Origin of the sequence: Agrobacterium sp. 719_389, from assembly GCF_900188475.1 — a bacterium.
Lineage (GTDB): Bacteria > Pseudomonadota > Alphaproteobacteria > Rhizobiales > Rhizobiaceae > Agrobacterium > Agrobacterium radiobacter.
Map to the genome: position 1 here is coordinate 133,277 of NZ_FYEM01000001.1, position 18,828 is coordinate 152,104.

18 protein-coding genes are annotated in these 18,828 nt (G+C 59.8%); 9 read left to right on the plus strand and 9 right to left on the minus strand.

The window, feature by feature from the left end; all coding sequences use genetic code 11:
- Window positions 1-42: 42 nt before the first annotated feature.
- From CFB10_RS00680 to CFB10_RS00690, 3 genes are all read right to left on the minus strand, one after another.
- Complete coding sequence (locus CFB10_RS00680; RefSeq protein WP_020012399.1) at window positions 43-1,122, minus strand: YcjF family protein; 1,080 nt, start codon at window positions 1,120-1,122, stop codon at window positions 43-45.
- Window positions 1,119-2,597, minus strand: coding sequence for a YcjX family protein (locus CFB10_RS00685; protein ID WP_020012400.1), 1,479 nt, complete (start codon window positions 2,595-2,597; stop codon window positions 1,119-1,121). Before CFB10_RS00685 ends, CFB10_RS00680 begins: the two co-directional genes overlap by 4 nt.
- Before the next feature lie 128 nt (window positions 2,598-2,725).
- A complete protein-coding gene (locus tag CFB10_RS00690; protein ID WP_051091658.1) occupies window positions 2,726-3,202 on the minus strand; it encodes a histidine phosphatase family protein in 477 nt (158 codons plus the stop codon).
- A 302-nt stretch (window positions 3,203-3,504) separates the two neighbouring features.
- Here CFB10_RS00690 and dksA point away from each other — a divergent pair, with 302 nt between their 5' ends.
- Window positions 3,505-3,924 carry an RNA polymerase-binding protein DksA gene (gene dksA / locus CFB10_RS00695; protein ID WP_003496274.1) on the plus strand — a complete coding sequence of 140 codons (420 nt, stop codon included), beginning with the start codon at window positions 3,505-3,507 and terminating at the stop codon, window positions 3,922-3,924.
- A gap of 107 nt (window positions 3,925-4,031) precedes the next feature.
- Here the strand turns inward: dksA and CFB10_RS00700 are convergent, their stop codons facing one another.
- Window positions 4,032-5,273, minus strand: a complete 1,242-nt coding sequence (locus CFB10_RS00700; protein WP_020012402.1) for a flagellar biosynthetic protein FliO — start codon at window positions 5,271-5,273, stop codon at window positions 4,032-4,034.
- A 235-nt stretch (window positions 5,274-5,508) separates the two neighbouring features.
- On the opposite strand from CFB10_RS00700, the gene CFB10_RS00705 reads away from it, so the two are divergent.
- From CFB10_RS00705 to CFB10_RS00735, 7 genes are all read left to right on the plus strand, one after another.
- A complete protein-coding gene (locus tag CFB10_RS00705) occupies window positions 5,509-5,781 on the plus strand; it encodes a hypothetical protein (protein ID WP_020012403.1) in 273 nt (90 codons plus the stop codon).
- Between the two features lie 174 nt (window positions 5,782-5,955).
- A complete protein-coding gene (gene cckA / locus CFB10_RS00710; RefSeq protein ID WP_020012404.1) occupies window positions 5,956-8,538 on the plus strand; it encodes a cell cycle histidine kinase CckA in 2,583 nt (860 codons plus the stop codon).
- A 284-nt stretch (window positions 8,539-8,822) separates the two neighbouring features.
- Window positions 8,823-9,179 carry an ATP-dependent Clp protease adapter ClpS gene (gene clpS / locus CFB10_RS00715; protein WP_003502541.1) on the plus strand — a complete coding sequence of 119 codons (357 nt, stop codon included), beginning with the start codon at window positions 8,823-8,825 and terminating at the stop codon, window positions 9,177-9,179.
- A 10-nt stretch (window positions 9,180-9,189) separates the two neighbouring features.
- Window positions 9,190-11,697 (plus strand): ATP-dependent Clp protease ATP-binding subunit ClpA, encoded by a 2,508-nt coding sequence (clpA, locus tag CFB10_RS00720; RefSeq protein ID WP_020012405.1) that lies wholly within the window; start codon window positions 9,190-9,192, stop codon window positions 11,695-11,697.
- Between the two features lie 167 nt (window positions 11,698-11,864).
- Entirely contained in the window at window positions 11,865-12,623 is a 759-nt protein-coding gene (locus tag CFB10_RS00725) for an AzlC family ABC transporter permease (RefSeq protein WP_020012406.1), read from the plus strand.
- On the plus strand, window positions 12,620-12,964 hold the full coding sequence (locus tag CFB10_RS00730; protein ID WP_026364082.1) for an AzlD domain-containing protein: 345 nt from the start codon (window positions 12,620-12,622) through the stop codon (window positions 12,962-12,964). The genes CFB10_RS00725 and CFB10_RS00730 overlap by 4 nt, the downstream gene beginning before the upstream one ends.
- A gap of 69 nt (window positions 12,965-13,033) precedes the next feature.
- The gene (locus CFB10_RS00735; protein ID WP_026364083.1) at window positions 13,034-13,984 is read left to right on the plus strand and encodes a phosphatase PAP2 family protein; all 951 of its coding nucleotides are present in this window, start codon (window positions 13,034-13,036) and stop codon (window positions 13,982-13,984) included.
- On the opposite strand, the gene CFB10_RS00740 is transcribed toward CFB10_RS00735, so the two are convergent.
- The gene (locus CFB10_RS00740; protein WP_020012409.1) at window positions 13,963-14,847 is read right to left on the minus strand and encodes a LysR substrate-binding domain-containing protein; all 885 of its coding nucleotides are present in this window, start codon (window positions 14,845-14,847) and stop codon (window positions 13,963-13,965) included. The two genes, CFB10_RS00735 and CFB10_RS00740, sit on opposite strands and share 22 nt — an antisense overlap.
- Window positions 14,848-14,957: 110 nt before the next feature.
- Between CFB10_RS00740 and CFB10_RS00745 the strand changes: the two genes are divergently transcribed.
- On the plus strand, window positions 14,958-15,809 hold the full coding sequence (locus CFB10_RS00745) for a DUF1989 domain-containing protein (protein WP_026364084.1): 852 nt from the start codon (window positions 14,958-14,960) through the stop codon (window positions 15,807-15,809).
- Between the two features lie 129 nt (window positions 15,810-15,938).
- Here the strand turns inward: CFB10_RS00745 and CFB10_RS00750 are convergent, their stop codons facing one another.
- The 4 genes from CFB10_RS00750 to CFB10_RS00765 are packed head-to-tail and all read right to left on the minus strand — an operon-like array spanning window position 15,939 to window position 18,790.
- A complete protein-coding gene (locus CFB10_RS00750; RefSeq protein ID WP_020012411.1) occupies window positions 15,939-16,370 on the minus strand; it encodes an HIT family protein in 432 nt (143 codons plus the stop codon).
- A 22-nt stretch (window positions 16,371-16,392) separates the two neighbouring features.
- The gene (locus CFB10_RS00755) at window positions 16,393-17,586 is read right to left on the minus strand and encodes a GNAT family N-acetyltransferase (RefSeq protein WP_020012412.1); all 1,194 of its coding nucleotides are present in this window, start codon (window positions 17,584-17,586) and stop codon (window positions 16,393-16,395) included.
- Window positions 17,583-18,323 carry a glycerophosphodiester phosphodiesterase gene (locus tag CFB10_RS00760; protein WP_020012413.1) on the minus strand — a complete coding sequence of 247 codons (741 nt, stop codon included), beginning with the start codon at window positions 18,321-18,323 and terminating at the stop codon, window positions 17,583-17,585. Before CFB10_RS00760 ends, CFB10_RS00755 begins: the two co-directional genes overlap by 4 nt.
- Window positions 18,320-18,790, minus strand: a complete 471-nt coding sequence (locus CFB10_RS00765) for a RidA family protein (RefSeq protein ID WP_020012414.1) — start codon at window positions 18,788-18,790, stop codon at window positions 18,320-18,322. The genes CFB10_RS00760 and CFB10_RS00765 overlap by 4 nt, the downstream gene beginning before the upstream one ends.
- Window positions 18,791-18,828: the final 38 nt, after the last annotated feature.

The following is an 18,828-nucleotide window of genomic DNA, read 5'->3' on the forward strand; positions in this document are numbered from 1 at the left end:
CGGTGTCGTCCGTAACCTTTTGAACCGTCAATGCCCGGTAGATCAGGCTTTCTCACCGGTTTTCCCGCCGCTTAAATCGGGGGTGAGGTCGGACATGAAATCGCCGATCCCCGGACGCTTCACGGCCCTGAACGGCAGCGGACGGCACAGATCCATCGCCGCAATGCCGATTCGCGCCGTCATCAGCCCGTTGATGACGCCTTCGCCGAGACGGGCGGAGAGTTTCGAGGCAAGGCCATGGCCGAGAACCTGCTGAGCAAGCCCGTCACCGACGGCGATCGATCCCGTGACGGCAAGGTGCGCGACGACATCCCGTAGAAGCTTGAGCATGCCGAGCGTGCCGGGGCGGCCGCCATAAAGCTCCGCCATGGCGCGCACCAGCCGCGTGACTTCAAACAGCACATAAGCGAGATCGACCACAGCGCGTGGGCTGACGGCGGTGACGACGGAGACGCGCTTGGAAGAGTTGAGAATCAGTGCCCGGGCTTGCCGGTCGAGCGGAACGAGCAGCTCGCGTTCGGCAAGCTCGATCAGATGCGGGCCATCGATGACATCACTTTCCGTTTCCTTCAGCGCCGCACGCCCCTTGGCCGTTTCGGCCCGGTGGGAGAGGACGGCATTGAGGCGCGTGACGATGGCGCGGGCTGGTTTCGAGCTCTTGTCGAGGCTCGCTGTTTCAGCATCCGCCTTGAGAGACTGCACGGCATTGAGCCGCATGATGCCGAAGACTTCGCGGCCGACGAGGGCGAGAACTGCAAAAAGCGCCACGATGAGGGCGATTGTCGCGGTATAACCCAGCCAGTCGGAGCGGGAGAAGAGATTGCGGATAAGCTGATCCGCCCACAGCCCGAAGGCAAGCGAGAACAGGACGCCCAATGCACCGAGCGCGAGCTTGCCGAAGGAGAAACGGCTTTTCTTCGGCGTCGCCACCGGCAGCGCATTGGCATCTATGCCCTCGGGCGCCAGAAACGGATCGTCTTCGTCCGCCGTCAGCGAAACCTCGGCGTCGAAGCTGCGCGGCGCGCGCTTCTGTGTGGCGGACGGCCGCGTCGTTTCCTCGGTCTCAAGCGTGAAAGCCGCGGGGCGGCGTGTCTGCGGATCGTTTTGTGTGGGAGCCTTCATGCGAGCTTGTCTCCGAACAGGAACTGCATGGCGCGATCGAGCCTGATATGGGGAACGGAAAGCCGGATGCCGCCGCTACCCGGCTCATCTATGTTGGGCGGGCGGAAGCGCACGACATTGACATCGGGCAGCGATGCCTTGTCGCCATCCCTATCGAGGCTGCGAAACAGCGGTTCCGGATCCTCGGGCAGGTCGCCGGGAAAGATCGCCGTCTTGCGATTGCCGTCAAAGGTCTCGCCATTGATGGTTTCACCCGCCATCGGCGTGCCGACGATGACCGGCAGGTCGTGGCCGTCCTGGCGCACGCTTGCCTCACGGGTGGCGCGCACGGAAGCCAGCGCCATGACCTCGATGCCGGCGCCGTTCATGCCGATGGTGGTGATGGCGCGGTCCACCAGACGGCGGGTCAGCCGCTCCAGCCGGTCATGGCTTTCATGATGCAGATGGTCGGCCTTGGTGGCTGCAATCAGCACCTTGTCGATTCGCCTGCCGATCAACGACGACAGCAGGCTGTTGGTGCCGGGGCGGAAACAGGCAAGCACGTCGCCGAGCGCCCGCTCCAGATCCTGCACGGCTTCCGGGCCGCGATTGACGGCTTGCAGCGTGTCGATCAGGACGATCTGCCGGTCGAGGCGGGCGAAATGCTCGCGGAAGAAGGGTTTGACCACGATCGACTTATAAGCGTCGTAGCGCCGTTCCATCATGGCGCGCAGCGAGCCCTTCGGCGCTTTCTCGTCGGTCAGGCCCGGAAGCGGCGCGAAGGTCAGCGCGGGCGACCCTTCCAGATCGCCGGGCATCAGGAAACGGCCGGGCGGCAAAGTGGAAAGCGATCTTTCGTCGGATTTGCAGGCTTTCAGATAGGCTGCGAAACTTTCGGCCAGACGGCGCGCCGTCATTTCGTCGGCAGGCGCATTGATATCGAGCGAAGAGGCGATCGCCAGCCATTCCTGCGCCAGTTCGGCACGGACGCCGCTTCCGGCAAGGGCGACGGTCGCATCGCTGAACTGTTTGTAATCCTGCGACAGAAGCGGCAGGTCGAGCAGCCATTCACCGGGGTAATCGACAATATCGATGGAAAGCTTGCCGGCGGAGAACCACCGGCCCCAGCCGCTGGCGCTCTGGTAATCCAGCGTGATCCTGAGTTCCGAGATCGCCCGCGTCGAATCCGGCCACAGCCTGTCGCGCACCAGCGCCTGAATATGATCCTCATATTGAAAACGGGGAATGGCGTCGTCCGGCTGCGGTTCGAGACGCACATTCGAGACGCGCCCGGACCGCATCGCCTCGAACAGCGGCAATCGCCCGCCATTCAGAAGATTATGGACGAGGGAAGAGATGAAAACCGTCTTTCCCGCCCGCGAAAGGCCGGTGACGCCAAGCCGCAATGTCGGATGGGTGAGGTTGCTCGCACGGTCGGCCAGATTATCGAAAGCGATCAGCGCGCTGTCTGTCAGGGACGTAAGAGAAGGCGACAATGGCAGTTTCCTGGCTGTGTTTAACGGTCACCGCTGCAATATAGGGAGCTGCGGCTGCCCAAAAAAGAAGCGCTTCGGCGGATTTTCAGAAGGCCGCTCTGCAAAATTCTTATGAAAGGCCGCAGCGATTATTTGCCCGGTGCGAGGAAATCGACCAGCCGCCAGCGATTCTTACCGTTTGCGGCGCTGTCATCATGGTCGAGAACTGCAAGGCCCGATGTCGGAAAGCCAGAGGGGAGGGCGGCATGCAGCAGGTCCTCGCCGATCATCGCCTCCAGCGTCGCCTCCATGGTGGGGTTGTGACCCACCAGCATCACCGACTGCACCTCCGTCTGAGCGGCGATAAGCGACAGATAGGTCTCGCTGCGCGCATTATACATCTCATCGACGTAGAAGATGTCTATGCCTTCGTTGAAGGCCCGTTGCCAGGCCTGCGTTGTCTGCCGGCAGCGCGCGGCTGTGGATGACAGAAGCAGATCGGGGCGGTAATGCCGGTCGGCGGCAAGGTCGGCGATGACCTCCGCCTCGGCAAAACCGGCTTCGTTCAATCCCCGATCAAAATCCCGTTCCCCAGGCGCCGCCCAGGCGGCCTTGGCGTGGCGCAGAAGATAAACTCGGCTCGGGGAAGATGCTGTCAAGGGCGGGGACCGGCGTTCGAATGTCAGGGCACGAGTTGAATGCTACAGGATAGGGTTGCAGGACCGCAAGTCCTCTTTCCTGTTGGTAAGTCGCGTTGAAGTGATTGAAGAAGAGTTCGCTTCAATACGAATAAAGAATAAAAATTAGTCATTTAGATGATTTTTGTGTCAGTTTTAAAAATGCCTGAAAACTGATCTGCAGACTTGAATCGGCCACTATCATTGGAGTATACACCGCCGCATTGAGATGTTCTTCGAGGAGAATCGCGTTGAGTGAGAAGATCGATCTTAGCAAATATGTGCTCTCGGAAGACGATGAGTTCATGAATGCCAGCCAGCGGGCATACTTCCGCGCGAAGTTGGTCGCCTGGAAAAATGACATCCTTAGAGAAGCGCGCGAGACCCTCGGACATCTCGCTGAAGAAAGCGCCAACCACCCCGATCTCGCTGATCGGGCCTCTTCCGAAACGGACCGGGCGATCGAACTTCGCGCCCGCGATCGTCAGCGCAAGCTGATTTCAAAGATCGATGCAGCCCTTCAGCGGATCGAAGACGGCACTTACGGTTACTGTGAGGAAACGGGCGAGCCTATCGGCCTCAAGCGTCTGGACGCCCGCCCTATTGCAACGCTCTCCATCGAGGCGCAGGAGCGTCACGAGCGTCGCGAAAAAGTCTACCGCGACGAATAAGGCGCTGCGGCAAGCAGGCCTTCAAATCGCAGACAAATAAAAAGGGCACGGAATTCGCTTCCGTGCCCTTTTCTGTTCCGAACTTCTGGTCGCAAGACCCGCGCCCGTCAGCGGTCACGGGTCACGGAAAGTTCTCCGAAGATACGCGCCATTTCCTTCTGCATGTCTCCATCCGGTGAAGCGCCGGTGACAGGCGGGGAGGCGGGCTGGGTCTTGGCCTGCTTTTCCGCGACAGGGGCAACGGACGGCTCGTTATCCGCCTCCTTGCTCTTGGCGATCTCCGCCTCAAGGAAGCTCTCGAAATCGCTGGCGAGCTCGTCGGAAAATTTTGGCTCGGCGTCGTTCGAAGCCACAGCCGGATTTTCAGGCCTGGGCGGAAACGGTGCGGGGGGCGTCGCCTGTCCCGGCTTCAGGTCGGGAAGAACGCGCTCCCGGGCAGCGTCGAGAAAATCGGCGGCGACGGATTGGTCGATCACCGGCTCGCGTGCGGCAAAAACCGGCGGGGCGAATTCCGCGGTCCGTTCTTCCGCCTTTGCCTGTACGGGCGTCTGTTCCAGGATCGGCGGTGCAACGGGTGCTGGAACCGGCACGACCGGTTCGGCGCGCCTGGGTTCCGTCCGGGCTGCGGCCATGTCCAGCGATGCCGCCGCTATGGGCAAGACGGCAGCAGCCGGGGCCGCAACCGCTATTGGCGGCGGCGTGGGCCGAACTGTCTCCCGCTCGGGCGCGGCCTGTCTTGCTGACGGAACGGGTTCGCGCGCCGTTAAGGGCGTGGAGACGGGTTGCGGCGGGGTTGATGGTCGTGGCGGAACCTGAGCGGCTGCTGCTGCAACGGGTGCGGCACGCGGGGCGGGTGCCGGCGGCTCCGGCCGTTGTGGTTGTCTTGCGGGTTCTTCACGCATGGAAACGGGGGCTGCAGCGGCAACGGGCTGCTGTTGCGGCAGGGCGGGGCGACGTTCCTGCTGGATCGCCGGCTCGGCTCTCTTCTGCTCGCTTTCCTGGCGCGGCAGCGCCTTCAGTTCCGGCTCCTGCACGTCCCTGACGATTGGGATAGCGCCTATGCCGCTTTCGATGACGATATCCGTCGGGCCGCCGATCATGACCAGATGCTCGACATTGTCGCGGCGCACCAGCACCAGACGGCGGCGCGCATCCACGGCCGTTGCGTCGAGGACCTGCAGACGCGGCTGCCGGTTGCGGCCGCCCCGAATGAAAGGGGCCGAACCGCTGCGTCTGCGCAGAAGCCACAGCGCAATCGCCAGAATGAGCAGGGCCACGCCCACACCAACAACGGCGACGATGAGACGGTTTCCATAGGTGCCGATAAAATCTTCCATCATGGAGATCATCCCTTCAGATTTTCTGGCTTTTTAATTTCTTGGGCAATTAATATTGCCGTGGTTCTTATAATGTGAACATCAAGCAGGAAAAGACGATTTTTTTAGGCGTGACACAAGGTTTATTCATTTCGCCCCACAGGATTGCCGCCTCAAACGTAAAGACGCCACCAAAGCGCCTCATCTCGTCCTTCAATGCTGAGAGGCAGTGAAAGTTGCAATTCTTTTGCCAAAGGAGCGGTTCTGAATGTTCCAAGCATTGCGCATTGACGGCTCCCTTGCCCGGCGTTTCATGGTTGTTTTGCTGCTATCGCTTTTCGCGTCGCCGCATTCGATCGTGAGGGCCGAAGACAAGGCACCGGATCCCTCAGCGACCATGGCGGAGTTCGTGCGCGATAATCCCTCCTGCCTCGACTTCACTGACGGATGCTCGGTTTGTACCGTCGCTGACGGCAAGATCGTCTGTTCCGCGCCACGCATCCAATGTCAGGTGAGGGAGCTGACCTGTACCAGACAGTAGTCTCTCAGTGCTTTTATACACCTTTCAGGCCGTTTTCGCTGTGCGTTTTTAAGCCTTTGTGCCCTGGCGGAGCTTTTTGCCGGTCAAGCGAGTTGCTACAAGAAATTCTGCTGCCCGATTCCGTCAAGGAAATAAGGCTGACCGAATGACGACCTGCACGACTGCGAGGCCAAGATGACACGGGTGTGCGAGACAAGCGACAACGACCTTCCGCTGGTGGACAGGCGTGCCCGTTCCGGCACGGTGCTGCGCATTCTTCTCCTGGCGCTGGTTCTGATCGCGGCTGCCGCCGCCTTCGTCTATTTCAAGGATTCTCTCGAAAACGAAATCGTGCTCGGCATTCTCGGCGTGCTGGCGATGATGGGCATCTTTTTTCTGGTGTCGTCGATCATCGGTTTCATCGAGGTCATGCCGCAGTCGCAATCCGACGGGCTTGCCCGGCGCTTCCTGTCGGCTCACCCCGAAGGCACCCTGATTACCGACGCCAAGGGGCATATGGTTTACGCCAACGCCACCTATTGCCGGATGAGCGGCACCACGAAGGCGAGCGATATCCAGAGCCTCGAGACGCTTCTGTCGCGCAGCCGGGAATCCACCGAAGCGCTTTACCGGCTCATCAACGTGCTGCGCGAAGGCCGAGACGGTTACGAAGAATTCCGGCTGCTGAAACCGCTGGGCGAGGATTCCAATGCGGGGCCGCACTGGTATCGGCTGAAAGGGCGGGTGCTGAAGGATGCCGGCGGCGAGGGGCTGCATGTCTTCCAGATCGCCGATATCACGCCGGAACGCGAGGATCAGGAGCGCTTTTTCCGCGAATTGCAGAATGCCATCGATTACCTCGATCATGCGCCGGCCGGTTTCTTTTCCGCCGGGCGCAAGGGCGAAATCGTTTATCTGAACGCCACCCTGTCCGAATGGCTCGGCATCGATCTCGCGCAGTTTTCACCCGGTTCGATGACCGTTTCCGACATCGTCGCCGGCGAAGGCATGGCGCTGATTGAATCCGTCCATCCGCAGGGCTCGGCAAAGCGCACCGAAATCCTTGATCTCGACATGCGCCGGGTCAACGGCCAGAGCATGCCGGCCCGCCTCGTGCATCAGGTCACCGCCAAGGACGGCGCGCCAGGCGAGAGCCGGACCATCGTTCTGATGCGCCCGAAGGGGCAGGAGGATACCGAATCTTCCTCCGCCATGCGCTTCACGCGTTTCTTCAACAACACGCCGATGGCGATTGCCTCGCTTGATGGCGAAGGCCGCATTCTGCGCATCAACGCGCCCTTCCTCAAGCTGTTCTCCGGCGTCGTTGGACGTGACGATATCGATCGCGGCATAGCACTCGAAACCATCATCCACGACAACGAGAAGCCGCGTCTGGAGCAGGCGCTGGCCGAAGCCAAGGACCGTCAGGGCGACATCGCCCCGTTCGATTCCCGCCATCCGAGCGACGAGGGCAGGCATTTCCGTTTCTATGTCAACGCTGTCATCGATCAGGATGACGAGGCGCCGGAAGAAGTGGCGATCGTTTATGCCATAGAGGTGACCGAGCAGAAGGCGCTCGAAACCCAGATGGCGCAGACGCAGAAGATGAATGCTGTAGGCACTCTGGCGGGCGGTATCGCTCACGACTTCAACAACGTGCTGACCGCCATTCTCCTGTCGTCCGACCATCTGCTGCTGCAGGCGCGGCCGGCCGATCCGAGTTTTGCCGACCTCATGGAGATCAAGCGCAACGCCAACCGCGCCGCCGTTTTGGTGCGCCAGCTTCTGGCATTCTCGCGCAAGCAGACCATGCGTCCGGCGATCCTCAACCTGACCGATGTGATCGGCGATCTGCGCATGCTGGTCGACCGGTTGATATCAGGCACCAATGTCAAGCTGGAGGTCGATTACGGCCGTGATCTGTGGCCGGTGAAGACCGACCTGTCGCAATTCGAGCAGGTGCTCATCAATCTCTGCGTTAATGCGCGTGACGCCATGCCCGATGGCGGCAAGATCACCATCAGAACGCGGAACGTCGACGCGAAAGAGATCGCGGCGTTTGGCCGTCCGGAATTCCCGGCCGAAGACATGGTCATGGTGGAAGTGGCCGATAACGGCACGGGTATTCCGCCCGAGATCATGGACAAGATTTTCGAGCCTTTCTTCACCACCAAGGAAGTGGGCAAGGGCACGGGTCTTGGTCTCTCTATGGTCTATGGCATCGTCAAGCAATCGGGCGGTTACATCTATCCCGAATCGGAAGTGGGCAAGGGAACGGCTTTCCGTATCTACCTGCCTCGCCATGTGGTGGAAGCCGTTGCCGGCCAACAGCCCGGTCAGGCGGCTCTCGCCCCCGTGGCTGCGCCCGAACCCGTGAAGGAAGAGCCGCTGGACCTGACCGGCAACTCCGCCGTCGTGCTTCTGGTGGAAGACGAGGAGGCGGTGCGGCGAGGCGGCAAGCGCATGCTGGAAACCCGCGGCTACACCGTGCATGAGGCCGGCTCCGGCACCGAGGCGCTGGAGGTGATGGAGGAACTGGAAGGGAAGGTCGATATCGTCGTTTCCGACGTCGTGATGCCGGAAATGGATGGTCCGTCGCTGCTGCGAGAGTTGCGCAAGTCCTATCCCGACCTGAAATTCATCTTCGTTTCGGGTTATGCCGAGGATGCCTTCGCGAAAAACCTGCCGGCAGACGCCAAGTTCGGCTTCCTGCCGAAACCGTTCTCGCTGAAGCAGCTCGCCATCGCCGTTCGCGAAATGCTCGACGACAAGGAGTAAGGCCGGGGGGGCGCGAACCGGATTCGGCAGCGCCGCGACCTGTCGCACCTGTTTGCATCCGGCCTGAAAACGTGCCGCCAATGCCGGCCCATGTCTTCCCGTGCTTTGGCTACCCTCCATATCCGCACTTTTCCCGAGGTTTGCCTCTTCGCAAACGCAATAGTGATTGCACCGTTTCGCAAGGGGCTTAAAATCGCGTCTTAACGACCTAGATATGAAGAGGCGAAGTTCTCCCTCCTGGCAAAGAACTGTCGGTTTGAGAACAGTTTGGAGAATGATGAAAGATGATCGCTAAGCCGATCTACATGCAGGGCGAGGGCGAAGGGGAAGACGGCGGCGGCACCAACCGCGGAACGTCTGTTATCACCCGCGTCAAGCCTAAGACCAAAAGACCGAATTTGTACCGTGTTCTTTTACTGAATGACGACTACACTCCCATGGAATTCGTCATCCATATTCTGGAGCGTTTTTTCCAGAAGGATCGCGAAGCGGCAACCCGCATCATGCTGCACGTGCACCAGCACGGCGTGGGCGAATGCGGGGTGTTTACATATGAGGTCGCAGAGACGAAAGTAAGCCAGGTCATGGATTTCGCCCGACAGCACCAGCATCCGCTGCAATGCGTCATGGAAAAGAAATGAGGATCGCAACGTGCCAACTTTTTCCCCGAGTCTCGAGAAGGCGCTGCACCAGGCACTGACCTTTGCAAATGAGCGTCACCACGAATATGCGACGCTTGAACATCTCCTTCTGGCGCTGATTGACGACGCGGATGCCGCCGCCGTGATGGGCGCCTGCAACGTCGATCTCGATGCGCTGCGCAAGACCGTCAGCGATTACGTCGACAACGAACTGACCAACCTCGTCACCGGTTACGACGAGGATTCCAAGCCCACATCCGGCTTCCAGCGGGTCATCCAGCGGGCTGTTATTCATGTGCAGTCGTCCGGCCGCGAGGAAGTGACCGGCGCGAACGTGCTTGTCGCCATTTTCGCCGAGCGCGAAAGCCACGCCGCCTATTTCCTGCAGGAGCAGGAGATGACCCGTTACGATGCGGTCAATTACATCTCCCACGGCATCGGCAAGCGTCCGGGCACGTCGCAGACGCGCGCGCCGCGCGGTGCTGATGAGCCCGAAGGTGAAAACAAGGCGAGCCGCAGCAATCCGGAGGAAGAGGGATCTTCCGCCAAGAAACAGCAGGATGCGCTGAAGGCCTATTGCGTCAACCTCAATGAAAAGGCGAAAAACGGCAAGATCGACCCGTTGATCGGCCGTCACGACGAGGTCAACCGCACCATCCAGATCCTCTGCCGCCGCTCCAAGAACAACCCGCTTTATGTGGGCGATCCCGGCGTGGGCAAGACGGCGATCGCCGAAGGTCTGGCCAAGCGTATCGTTGAAGGCAAGGTGCCGGAAGCGCTCGCCAATGACACGATCTTCTCGCTCGACATGGGCACGTTGCTCGCCGGAACCCGTTATCGCGGTGATTTCGAGGAGCGTCTGAAGCAGGTCGTCAAGGAACTCGAAGAGTATCCGGGCGCGGTTCTGTTCATCGACGAAATCCACACCGTCATCGGTGCGGGTGCCACGTCGGGCGGCGCAATGGATGCATCGAACCTCCTGAAGCCAGCCCTGTCTTCGGGTGCGATCCGCTGCATCGGCTCGACGACCTACAAGGAATATCGCCAGTTCTTCGAAAAGGACCGTGCGCTCGTGCGTCGTTTCCAGAAGATCGACGTCAACGAGCCTTCCATCGATGACGCCATCGCGATCATGAAGGGTCTGAAGCCCTATTTCGAAGATTATCATCACCTCAGATATTCCAACGAGGCGATCAAGGCTGCAGTCGAGCTGTCGGCCCGCTACATTTCCGACCGCAAGCTGCCGGACAAGGCGATCGACGTGATCGATGAGACCGGTGCGGCGCAGATGCTGCTGCCGGCGTCCAAGCGCCGCAAGCTGATCACCGAGCGGGAAATCGAGGCAACCATCGCGACGATGGCCCGCATTCCCCCGAAGACGGTTTCCAAGGATGACGAGATGGTTCTCGCCAACCTCGAAAAGGAACTGCGCTCGGTTGTTTATGGTCAGGACATCGCCATCGAGGCGCTGGCCACGGCCATCAAGCTGGCGCGTGCCGGCCTGCGCGAACCGAACAAGCCGATCGGCTCCTATGTCTTCTCCGGCCCGACGGGCGTGGGCAAGACTGAGGTGGCCAAGCAGCTTGCCGCCTCGCTCGGTGTCGAGATGCTGCGCTTCGACATGTCGGAATATATGGAACGCCATACCGTGTCGCGTCTGCTCGGCGCACCTCCCGGTTATGTCGGCTTCGATCAGGGCGGTCTTCTGACCGATGGCGTCGACCAGCATCCGCATTCCGTGGTGCTGCTGGACGAAATCGAGAAGGCCCATCCGGATATCTACAATATCCTGTTGCAGGTGATGGACCACGGCTCTCTGACCGACCATAACGGGAAGAAGATCGACTTCCGCAACGTCATCCTCATCATGACGACGAATGCGGGTGCGTCCGAAATGGCGAAATCGGCGATCGGTTTCGGCTCTTCGCGCCGCACGGGTGAAGATGAAGAGGCGATCAACCGCCTGTTCACGCCTGAGTTCCGCAACCGTCTGGATGCGATCATTCCGTTCTCGCCGCTGCCGACCGCCGTCATCCATAAGGTCGTGCAGAAGTTCGTCATGCAGCTGGAAACCCAGCTCTCCGAGCGCAACGTCACCTTCGATCTGCATGAAGATGCGATCTCCTGGCTGGCGGAAAAGGGTTACGACGAAAAGATGGGCGCTCGTCCGCTGTCGCGCGTGATCCAGGAAAACATCAAGAAGCCGCTCGCCAATGAAATCCTCTTTGGCAAGCTCAAGAAGGGCGGCGTCGTCAGCGTCACCGTCGGCAAGAAGGATGACGGTTCCGACGGCCTCGTGCTTGAGGTGTTGCCGGAGACCGCGCCCGTGAAGCCGCAGCCGGAGGCCGAACTGAAGGCGGCCAAATCGCCCGGCAAGGCAAAGGCAAAAACTGCTTCCAAGGCGGCGAAAGCCAGGGAAGAGGCGGATGTCCTTGTTGCCGAGGCCGATAAGTCTGATGAGGTCAGCAAGCCGCGGCGCAAGACCAATACGGTGCCGAAAGTGCCGAAGAAGAAGTGATCACGGTCTTTGATCGATAAACCGGTGCCGGGCGAAAGCCCGGCATTTTCATGTATGAAATGCGTCGCGTTTTACCTGATACCTGCGACGCGTTTCATTTTTGTTTCATGCATGACGTTACCCCGAAGCCACGGCATTTTCGGGCGACATGCTCGAGTGGGTCAGCAATGCACACTGCCGACAGCGATACCATCCCATTGCGCGGCTGGTTCTTCCGGGGAATGCGGGGCATATTCTCGCTGCCTTCGCTCATTCTCATGACATCTTTCGTCGGTTTCAGCGCTTTCGCACTCGAATCCGGAGTTGCGCGCGGCGAAGCCGTGTTCATGACGCTTGTCATCTGGGCCTTGCCGGCCAAGATGATCCTGATTGGGTCGATGGTCGGCGGCGCCAACCTCGCCGCCTGTTTTCTGGCGGTGACGCTGTCCTCGGTCCGCATGATGCCGATGGTCGCTTCCATCGTTCCGGAGATGCGCGGCGCGAAGACGCCGACATGGATTTTGCTTTTCCTCTCACATTTCGTTGCGATCACCGCCTGGGTCTTCGCCACGCAAAATCTCTCCAGGGTGCCGCGTGAAGCCCGCGCCGCCTGGTTCGCCGGTTTTGGTATTACGCTCACCGTGGTCAACGCCATCATCGTCGGCCTGTGTTACGGCGTCGTCGCCGCCTTTCCGCCTCTCGTCGCTGGCGTGCTGTTTTTTCTCACGCCGGTCTATTTCGTGGCATCGATCTGGGCTTCTGCCCGTCATTCCGTCGTCAAGGTCGCCTTCGTCATCGGCGTCATCGCCGGACCGGCCTTCGCGGTGATCGCACCGGAGTTCGATATTCTCTATGCCGGGATTGGCGGCGGCACGGCGGCCTATCTCATCGACCGCCTCGTCTTCCGCCGGCGGATAAAACCCGTCTCACCGGAGAGCGAACCATGATGGCCGAACATTGGTGGGCGCCCTATCTCTTCATCGCGATTGCCGGCTGGCTGGCGACCGATCTGTGGCGCTGGCTCGGCGTTCTCGCCGGCAACCGCCTGAAGGAGGATTCCGAAGCGCTGCACTGGGTGAGGGCAGTTGCCACCGCACTCGTCATGGCTGTCACCGCGAAGCTGATCGTCTTTCCAACCGGTACACTTGAGGCGTCACCCCTGTGGCTGCGCATTGGGGCCGCCACGCTCGGTTTCATCGCATTTCTGCTGGCGGGCCAGCGGGTCATCGTCGGCGTGGCGGTTCCGATCCTGCTTCTGGCGGGTGGATTGTTCGCACTCGGTTTCTAATACTCACCTTATCCGAATATTAAGACCGTCGACCTAGCGTGGTCCGTGCTGGAACCCGGGGGTAATTCCGTGCGACTATTTGCGGCAGAACGATTTGTATTATGTGTTATTCTGGTGTTATTCGCCATCGATGCGGCATTGATTGCGGTGAGAGGCATTGATGTCGACTATCTCGGATATGCTCTCTGCCTGGGGGTGGGCGGCGGCGTTTTCCTTCTTGGCCAACTCTACCGGATAAGCGAGCGTGATCTTCGCATAGCCACGGCTCTGGTTTCCGCCGGGCAGTTCATCCTCTTCACGGTGGTGGGCTCCGTCTTCAATTACATGTTCCTGCCGGTTCAGTTTCCTGCAATCGATCCCCTGTTATTCCGCGTGGATGCCGCGCTCGGTTACAACTGGCGGGATATGGTCATCTGGGCTGCTGCCAATCCGTGGATCGGCGAAACGTTATTTCTTGTCTACGGGACGTCGCTGCCGCAATTGCTGTTCATTGTCATCATGCTGGGGTTTACCGGCAAAGATCGGATGTTGCATCATTTTCTGGTGACGGGAGTGCTTGGTGCTCTCGCCTGCATCGTCTTCTGGATTTTCTTCCCCACATACGGCGCCAAAGCCTATCTGGAACTGCCGCAATGGGTCACCGATACGGTCACGCTGGCGGTCGATCCCGCTTATGGGCGGGAACTGATGCGATTGGGCTTGGAGGGTGTCAGCTATCTCACTCCCCAAAACGTGCTCGGCCTGATCGGGTTTCCATCATTTCATATCTTCATGGCGGCAATGTCAGTCTGGTTCGTGCCTCGTAACCGTTGGGCGATGGCGATAATCTTGCCGCTGAACCTCTTGATGTTGCCGGCCGTTCTGGTTCAGGGCGGGCATCATCTTTCGGATGTTTTCGGTGGTCTCATCGCTTTTGCCATCGTTTGCGCGGCTTCCGGCAGGTTGCTCGATCGGCTGTCGGCGAGGGAACGCCTTGGTGTTTTGACACCGGTTCCGGCTCAGATCGTTGCTGCGGAGTAGTGACTTTGGCTCGCATGGGCTTCGGCCATCAGCCAATCGGCCAGAATTTTCGCCGGTGCGGTCATCTCTTCAGGCCGGATAAGCCAGTAATATTTGTCCGCATCGGAAGCGCGGTCGAAAAGTACGGTCAACTGGCCCCTGGCGATTTCTTCGCGAAGGAGCACCGTCGGGCAGAGGCCGATACCCTGTCCAGCCTTCAGCGCCGTGACGAGGAGATTAAAATCTGCGAAAATCGGTCCAGCGCCATAGGATAACGACAAGTCGGCCGCGGCAAACCAGCTCTGCCACGCGGTCTCGGTATCGTCATGCAGCAGTTCGGCCCGCAACAGGCTGGCTTCATCACTGAAGGGCCCAGATTTGGCGATGTAACCGGGAGCACAGGTGGGGCGCGTCTCGGCGCTGAAAAGCGGCACTGCATTGTCCGCAAAAGAGATTCCATGCCCGATGGTGAGATCGGCCGGGCCGGCATGTTGCGCCCCGGAATAGCTGATCGACACCTGTATATCAGGATGCAGCGCCCGGAAGCGGGGAAGGCGGGGCGTGAGGAAGTAGGTCACCACCGAAGGCAGGCTGGCAAGGTGAACAACGGGACGTTCGCGACCACGGCTGATCCGCTCTGCGCCGGAGGCGATCTGCTTTAAGGCGGTTGAAACCGTAGTGCCGAAGTCCTTTCCGGCCGGGGTGAGCCTCACGCCCCTCGCATGCCGCTCGAACAGCGCCACGCCAAGCCAGGCCTCCAGATTGCGCACATGTTGGCTCACGGCCGCCGCCGTCATGCCGAGTTCCTGCCCGGCCAGAGAAAAACTCGTTCTTCTGGCCGCGGCTTCGAATGCGCGGAGGGTGGCAAGGGGAGGCAGTTTCATAGTCGTCAAGGCTAAGTCAGACTTGGCCTGAGCGCAAGAAAAACCCGTCTTGTCAGACGGGTATTCCTGACGCAATTTCGCATCGGTATTTTCATCGCCCAGAGGATTTCATGACCCCCATGCCCGTCGCCGAACCCGCTGACGCCGCCGCACGCCGCGCCGTCCGTCCCGTTGTCGTTTATCCGAATGGCACGCTTGAGACGCCGGACCTTGCTCGCCTCGCGCAGGCAAGTAATGGCATGGAAAAGATCGATGAGGTCATCGTGCCGCCGCGTGACGGCCGCACCTTTCGTGTGCCGAAGGGACATTTCTTTCGCATCGTGAGTATTGAAGGTCCGCAGGTGGGAGACCTGAACCTCTGGAACGCCCACGATCTGACCGAGCGTTTTTTCAGCGGCAAGACCCGCGCCCTGCATGCCACCCATGTTACGGTCGGCAACCGGCTGTGGAGCAACCTGCCATCGCTGCGCCCCATGGCGACCATCACGCACGACACACTGTCATGGTATGGCTTCGACGAGGATGGCGGCGGGGTGCATGACGTGATCGGCACCCGCTGCGATCCCTATACCAACAAGCTCCTGAGCGGTGGCGACTATCACCATTGCTGCCACTCCAACCTGACGAATGCGCTTGCCTCCGCCAGTGGCCTGTCATTCCGGGAGGCTGAGCCGCATGTGCACGACGTGCTGAACGTCTTCATGTGTACGGGCTTTACCCGCGACACGCATCAATATTTCATGAAAGCGAGCCCGGTGAGGCCGGGAGATTATCTCGAGCTTTTTGCGGAGATCGATCTTATCGGCGCGCTGTCCGCCTGCCCGGGCGGTGATTGCAGCGCCACGCATTCCAGCGATACGGCGGCCTGTTATCCGTTGAAGGTGGAGATATTCCGGCCGGATATGGCGGTGCTTGAAGGCTGGCCATGGCCAGAAAGGAATGCCTATCGCAACCCTGTGTGATAACGCGTCCGAAGTCCTCTCTTCCTTCATGCTCGGGCCTGTCCCGAGCATCCGCGACTTTTCTATGTCGCGATACGTGGTTGGATCCTCGGGACAAGCCCGAGGATGACGTCGCGCGTGAAGCCTGCATTACGACGCAAGCGCCGCCTTTATCTTTTCCGTATGGGCCTTCAATACCTCGCCATCGGCCATCACGCCGGAATGCGGCTTCAGCGGCTCGCCTTCCTTGCGCGGAATGACGTGGAAATGCAGGTGGAAGACGGTCTGTCCGGCCGCCGGCTCGTTGAACTGGGCGACGAAGACGCCGTCGGCATCGAAGGCTTCCTTGGCCGCGACGGCGAGTTTCTGCACCACGGTAATGGTCCTCGCCAGCACCTCCGGGTCGGCATCGAGCAGATTGCGCGAGCCGGTCTTGGGAACGACGAGCAGATGGCCGGGGGCCTGCGGCATCACATCCATGAAAGCAAGCGTATGCTCGTCTTCATAAAGCTTGTGGCTCGGAATTTCGCCACGCAGGATTTTTGCGAAGATATTGTTGTCGTCATAGGCGCTGGCCGTCATCGTGATCTCTCCTCGTAGCGGACTATACGTCCGGTTCCTGTCTCTCGCCCTTGCGGAAGGGCGTGTGTTCATCAAGATAATCGCCGATATGTTCGACCTCTTCGCGTTCGCGCTGAAGATAATCGGCAATGGCGCGGCGCAGGCCCGGATGGGCGATGAAATGCGCCGAATGGGTGGTCACCGGCACGTAACCACGCGCCAGCTTGTGCTCGCCCTGGGCGCCCGCTTCCACCCGTTTCAACCCCTTCGCCAGCGCGAAGTCGATTGCCTGATGGTAACAGACCTCGAAATGCAGGAAGGGATGATCCTCGATACAGCCCCAATGACGACCATAAAGCGCATCCGAGCCTATGAAGTTGATCGCACCGGCAATATAGCGCCCATCCCGTTTCGCCATCACCAGCAGCACATCATCGGCCATGCGCTCGCCGATCAGCGAGTAGAATTTTCGTGTCAGATAAGGCCGGCCCCACTTGCGGCTGCCGGTATCCATGTAAAAGGCGAAGAACTGGTCCCAGATATCCTCGGTGAGGTCGCTTCCGGTCAGCCAGTCGATCTCGATGCCGTTTTCCACCGCCGCGCGGCGTTCTTTCTTCAGCCCCTTGCGCTTGCGCGAGGAAAGGGCGTCGAGGAAATCATCGTGGTCGCGATAGCCATCATTGACGAAGTGGAACTGCTGGTCAGTCCTGTGCAGGAAATCGCGCGGCAGAAGGGCTGAAAGATCGCTCTCTTCCAAAAATGTGACATGTGCCGAGGAGACGCCGATCTTTTCAGTCACCTGCGCGAGACCGGAGGCCAGTAACGCCTTGAAGCGTGTCTCGTCTTCGTTTTCTGAAACGAGCAGGCGCGGCCCGGTTGCCGGAGTGAAGGGCACGGAACATTGCAGTTTCGGGTAATAATGCCCGCCGGCCCGCTCGAAAGCATCCGCCCAGCCGTGGTCGAAGACGTATTCGCCCTTGCTGTGGTTCTTCAGATAGGCCGGCACTGCGCCGACGAGCACACCGGAGGCGTTTTCGAGAAGAAGATGGTGCCCAAGCCAGCCGGTCTTGGCTGTCGCTGACCTTGACTCTTCCATAGACGATAAAAATTCATGGGAAATAAAAGGGTTGTAGTGTTTTCCTAAGGCATTGCGCGATGTTCCGGAAAGCCGTTTCCAGCTTTCCGGATCGATATCCCCAAAGGATTGCGCAATGCTGATGGAATAGTCTTCTGTCATGCCGTCGCGGATGGGTTCTCTCTCGGGTCGAAACCTTCGAATGTCATCTGGTCCGCATATTTATAGGTAGTCTCGCGCGCATTTTCATCCCTGACCGTCCAGGTAATCACCGGAAGCCCGAGTTTTCTTTGCGCCTCGATAAAGCTGTTGGGCAGATGACCCCAATGATAGGAAATGAAATCGAGCCCCAGCTGCATCGCTTCATCATGTTTGAAGAAGTCTTCCGGCTTGTCGCCTTCGGCGGTGAGGCCCAGCGGCCAGGGTGAACCCGCAGCCTTCAGGTCCTTCAGCAGGTGATGGTCGAAGCTCATCAGCGCCACATGGCCCTTGTAGCCTTCGAGGTCCTCCAGAACCGCCTCGGCAAAACCGTCATCGACGCCTTCGCCGGCACGGCCCTTGAGCTCGATCACCAGCGGTACCTTGCCGGCGCAGAGCGCGAGAAGCTGCTTGAGGGTAGGCACGCGGTCCTTGGTCTGCCCGACGGCAAGCAGCGACAGCTCGGCCGATGTGCGTTCGCGCACGTCGCCCTTGATGCCCGTCAGGCGGGCCATGTCGTCGTCGTGAAAAATCACCGGCACGCTGTCGGCTGCCAGCTGAACGTCGCATTCAATGGCGAAACCGGCCTCGATGGCGCGGGAAAATGCCGAAAGCGTGTTTTCCCATACCGCCTTGTTGAGATCATGATAACCGCGATGGGCGACGGGCTCAGCCGTCAGCCAGGAAAGCTTGAGCGTCATACGTCGATTTCCACGATGGCGTCGATTTCGACTGATGCATTGAAGGGCAGGCAGGCCATGCCGACGGCGGCGCGGGCATGTTTGCCGGCATCCCCGAGAACATTGGCGAGAAGATTGGACGCGCCGTTGATGACGAGATGCTGTTCCACGAACTCCGGAACCGAGGCAACAAAGCCATTCAGCTTGATGACACGGCGGATTTTCGAGAGGTCACCATTCAAAGCGGCCTTGACCTGTGCGAGAATGTTGACGGCGCATAATTCGGCCGCGCGCTGGGCGCCTGGCACGTCGACATCGCGGCCAACGAGGCCCGTCACCGCAATCTTGCCTGATTCCATCGGCAGTTGACCCGATACATAAAGCAGATTGCCGCTGATGGCGAACGGAACGTAGTTTGCGGCTGGTGCCGCGGCGACGGGAAGCGTGAAGCCAAGTTCCTTGAGGCGGCCTTCGATGACGTCCGACATTTTCGTCTCCGGTTTTGTTGTAAATCCTTCAAGAATCC

Bases quoted from the DNA above. Each gene is read 5' to 3' on its own strand.
- CFB10_RS00725 (WP_020012406.1), top strand. From the start codon at position 11,865: ATGCACACTGCCGACAGCGATACCATCCCATTGCGCGGCTGGTTCTTC.
- CFB10_RS00760 (WP_020012413.1), bottom strand. From the start codon at position 18,323: ATGACGCTCAAGCTTTCCTGGCTGACGGCTGAGCCCGTCGCCCATCGC.
- CFB10_RS00740 (WP_020012409.1), bottom strand. From the start codon at position 14,847: ATGAAACTGCCTCCCCTTGCCACCCTCCGCGCATTCGAAGCCGCGGCC.
- CFB10_RS00705 (WP_020012403.1), top strand. From the start codon at position 5,509: ATGTTCCAAGCATTGCGCATTGACGGCTCCCTTGCCCGGCGTTTCATG.
- CFB10_RS00750 (WP_020012411.1), bottom strand. From the start codon at position 16,370: ATGACGGCCAGCGCCTATGACGACAACAATATCTTCGCAAAAATCCTG.
- CFB10_RS00680 (WP_020012399.1), bottom strand. From the start codon at position 1,122: ATGAAGGCTCCCACACAAAACGATCCGCAGACACGCCGCCCCGCGGCT.
- CFB10_RS00755 (WP_020012412.1), bottom strand. From the start codon at position 17,586: ATGACAGAAGACTATTCCATCAGCATTGCGCAATCCTTTGGGGATATC.
- CFB10_RS00730 (WP_026364082.1), top strand. From the start codon at position 12,620: ATGATGGCCGAACATTGGTGGGCGCCCTATCTCTTCATCGCGATTGCC.
- cckA (WP_020012404.1), top strand. From the start codon at position 5,956: ATGACACGGGTGTGCGAGACAAGCGACAACGACCTTCCGCTGGTGGAC.
- clpS (WP_003502541.1), top strand. From the start codon at position 8,823: ATGATCGCTAAGCCGATCTACATGCAGGGCGAGGGCGAAGGGGAAGAC.
- CFB10_RS00700 (WP_020012402.1), bottom strand. From the start codon at position 5,273: ATGATCTCCATGATGGAAGATTTTATCGGCACCTATGGAAACCGTCTC.
- CFB10_RS00745 (WP_026364084.1), top strand. From the start codon at position 14,958: ATGACCCCCATGCCCGTCGCCGAACCCGCTGACGCCGCCGCACGCCGC.
- CFB10_RS00765 (WP_020012414.1), bottom strand. From the start codon at position 18,790: ATGTCGGACGTCATCGAAGGCCGCCTCAAGGAACTTGGCTTCACGCTT.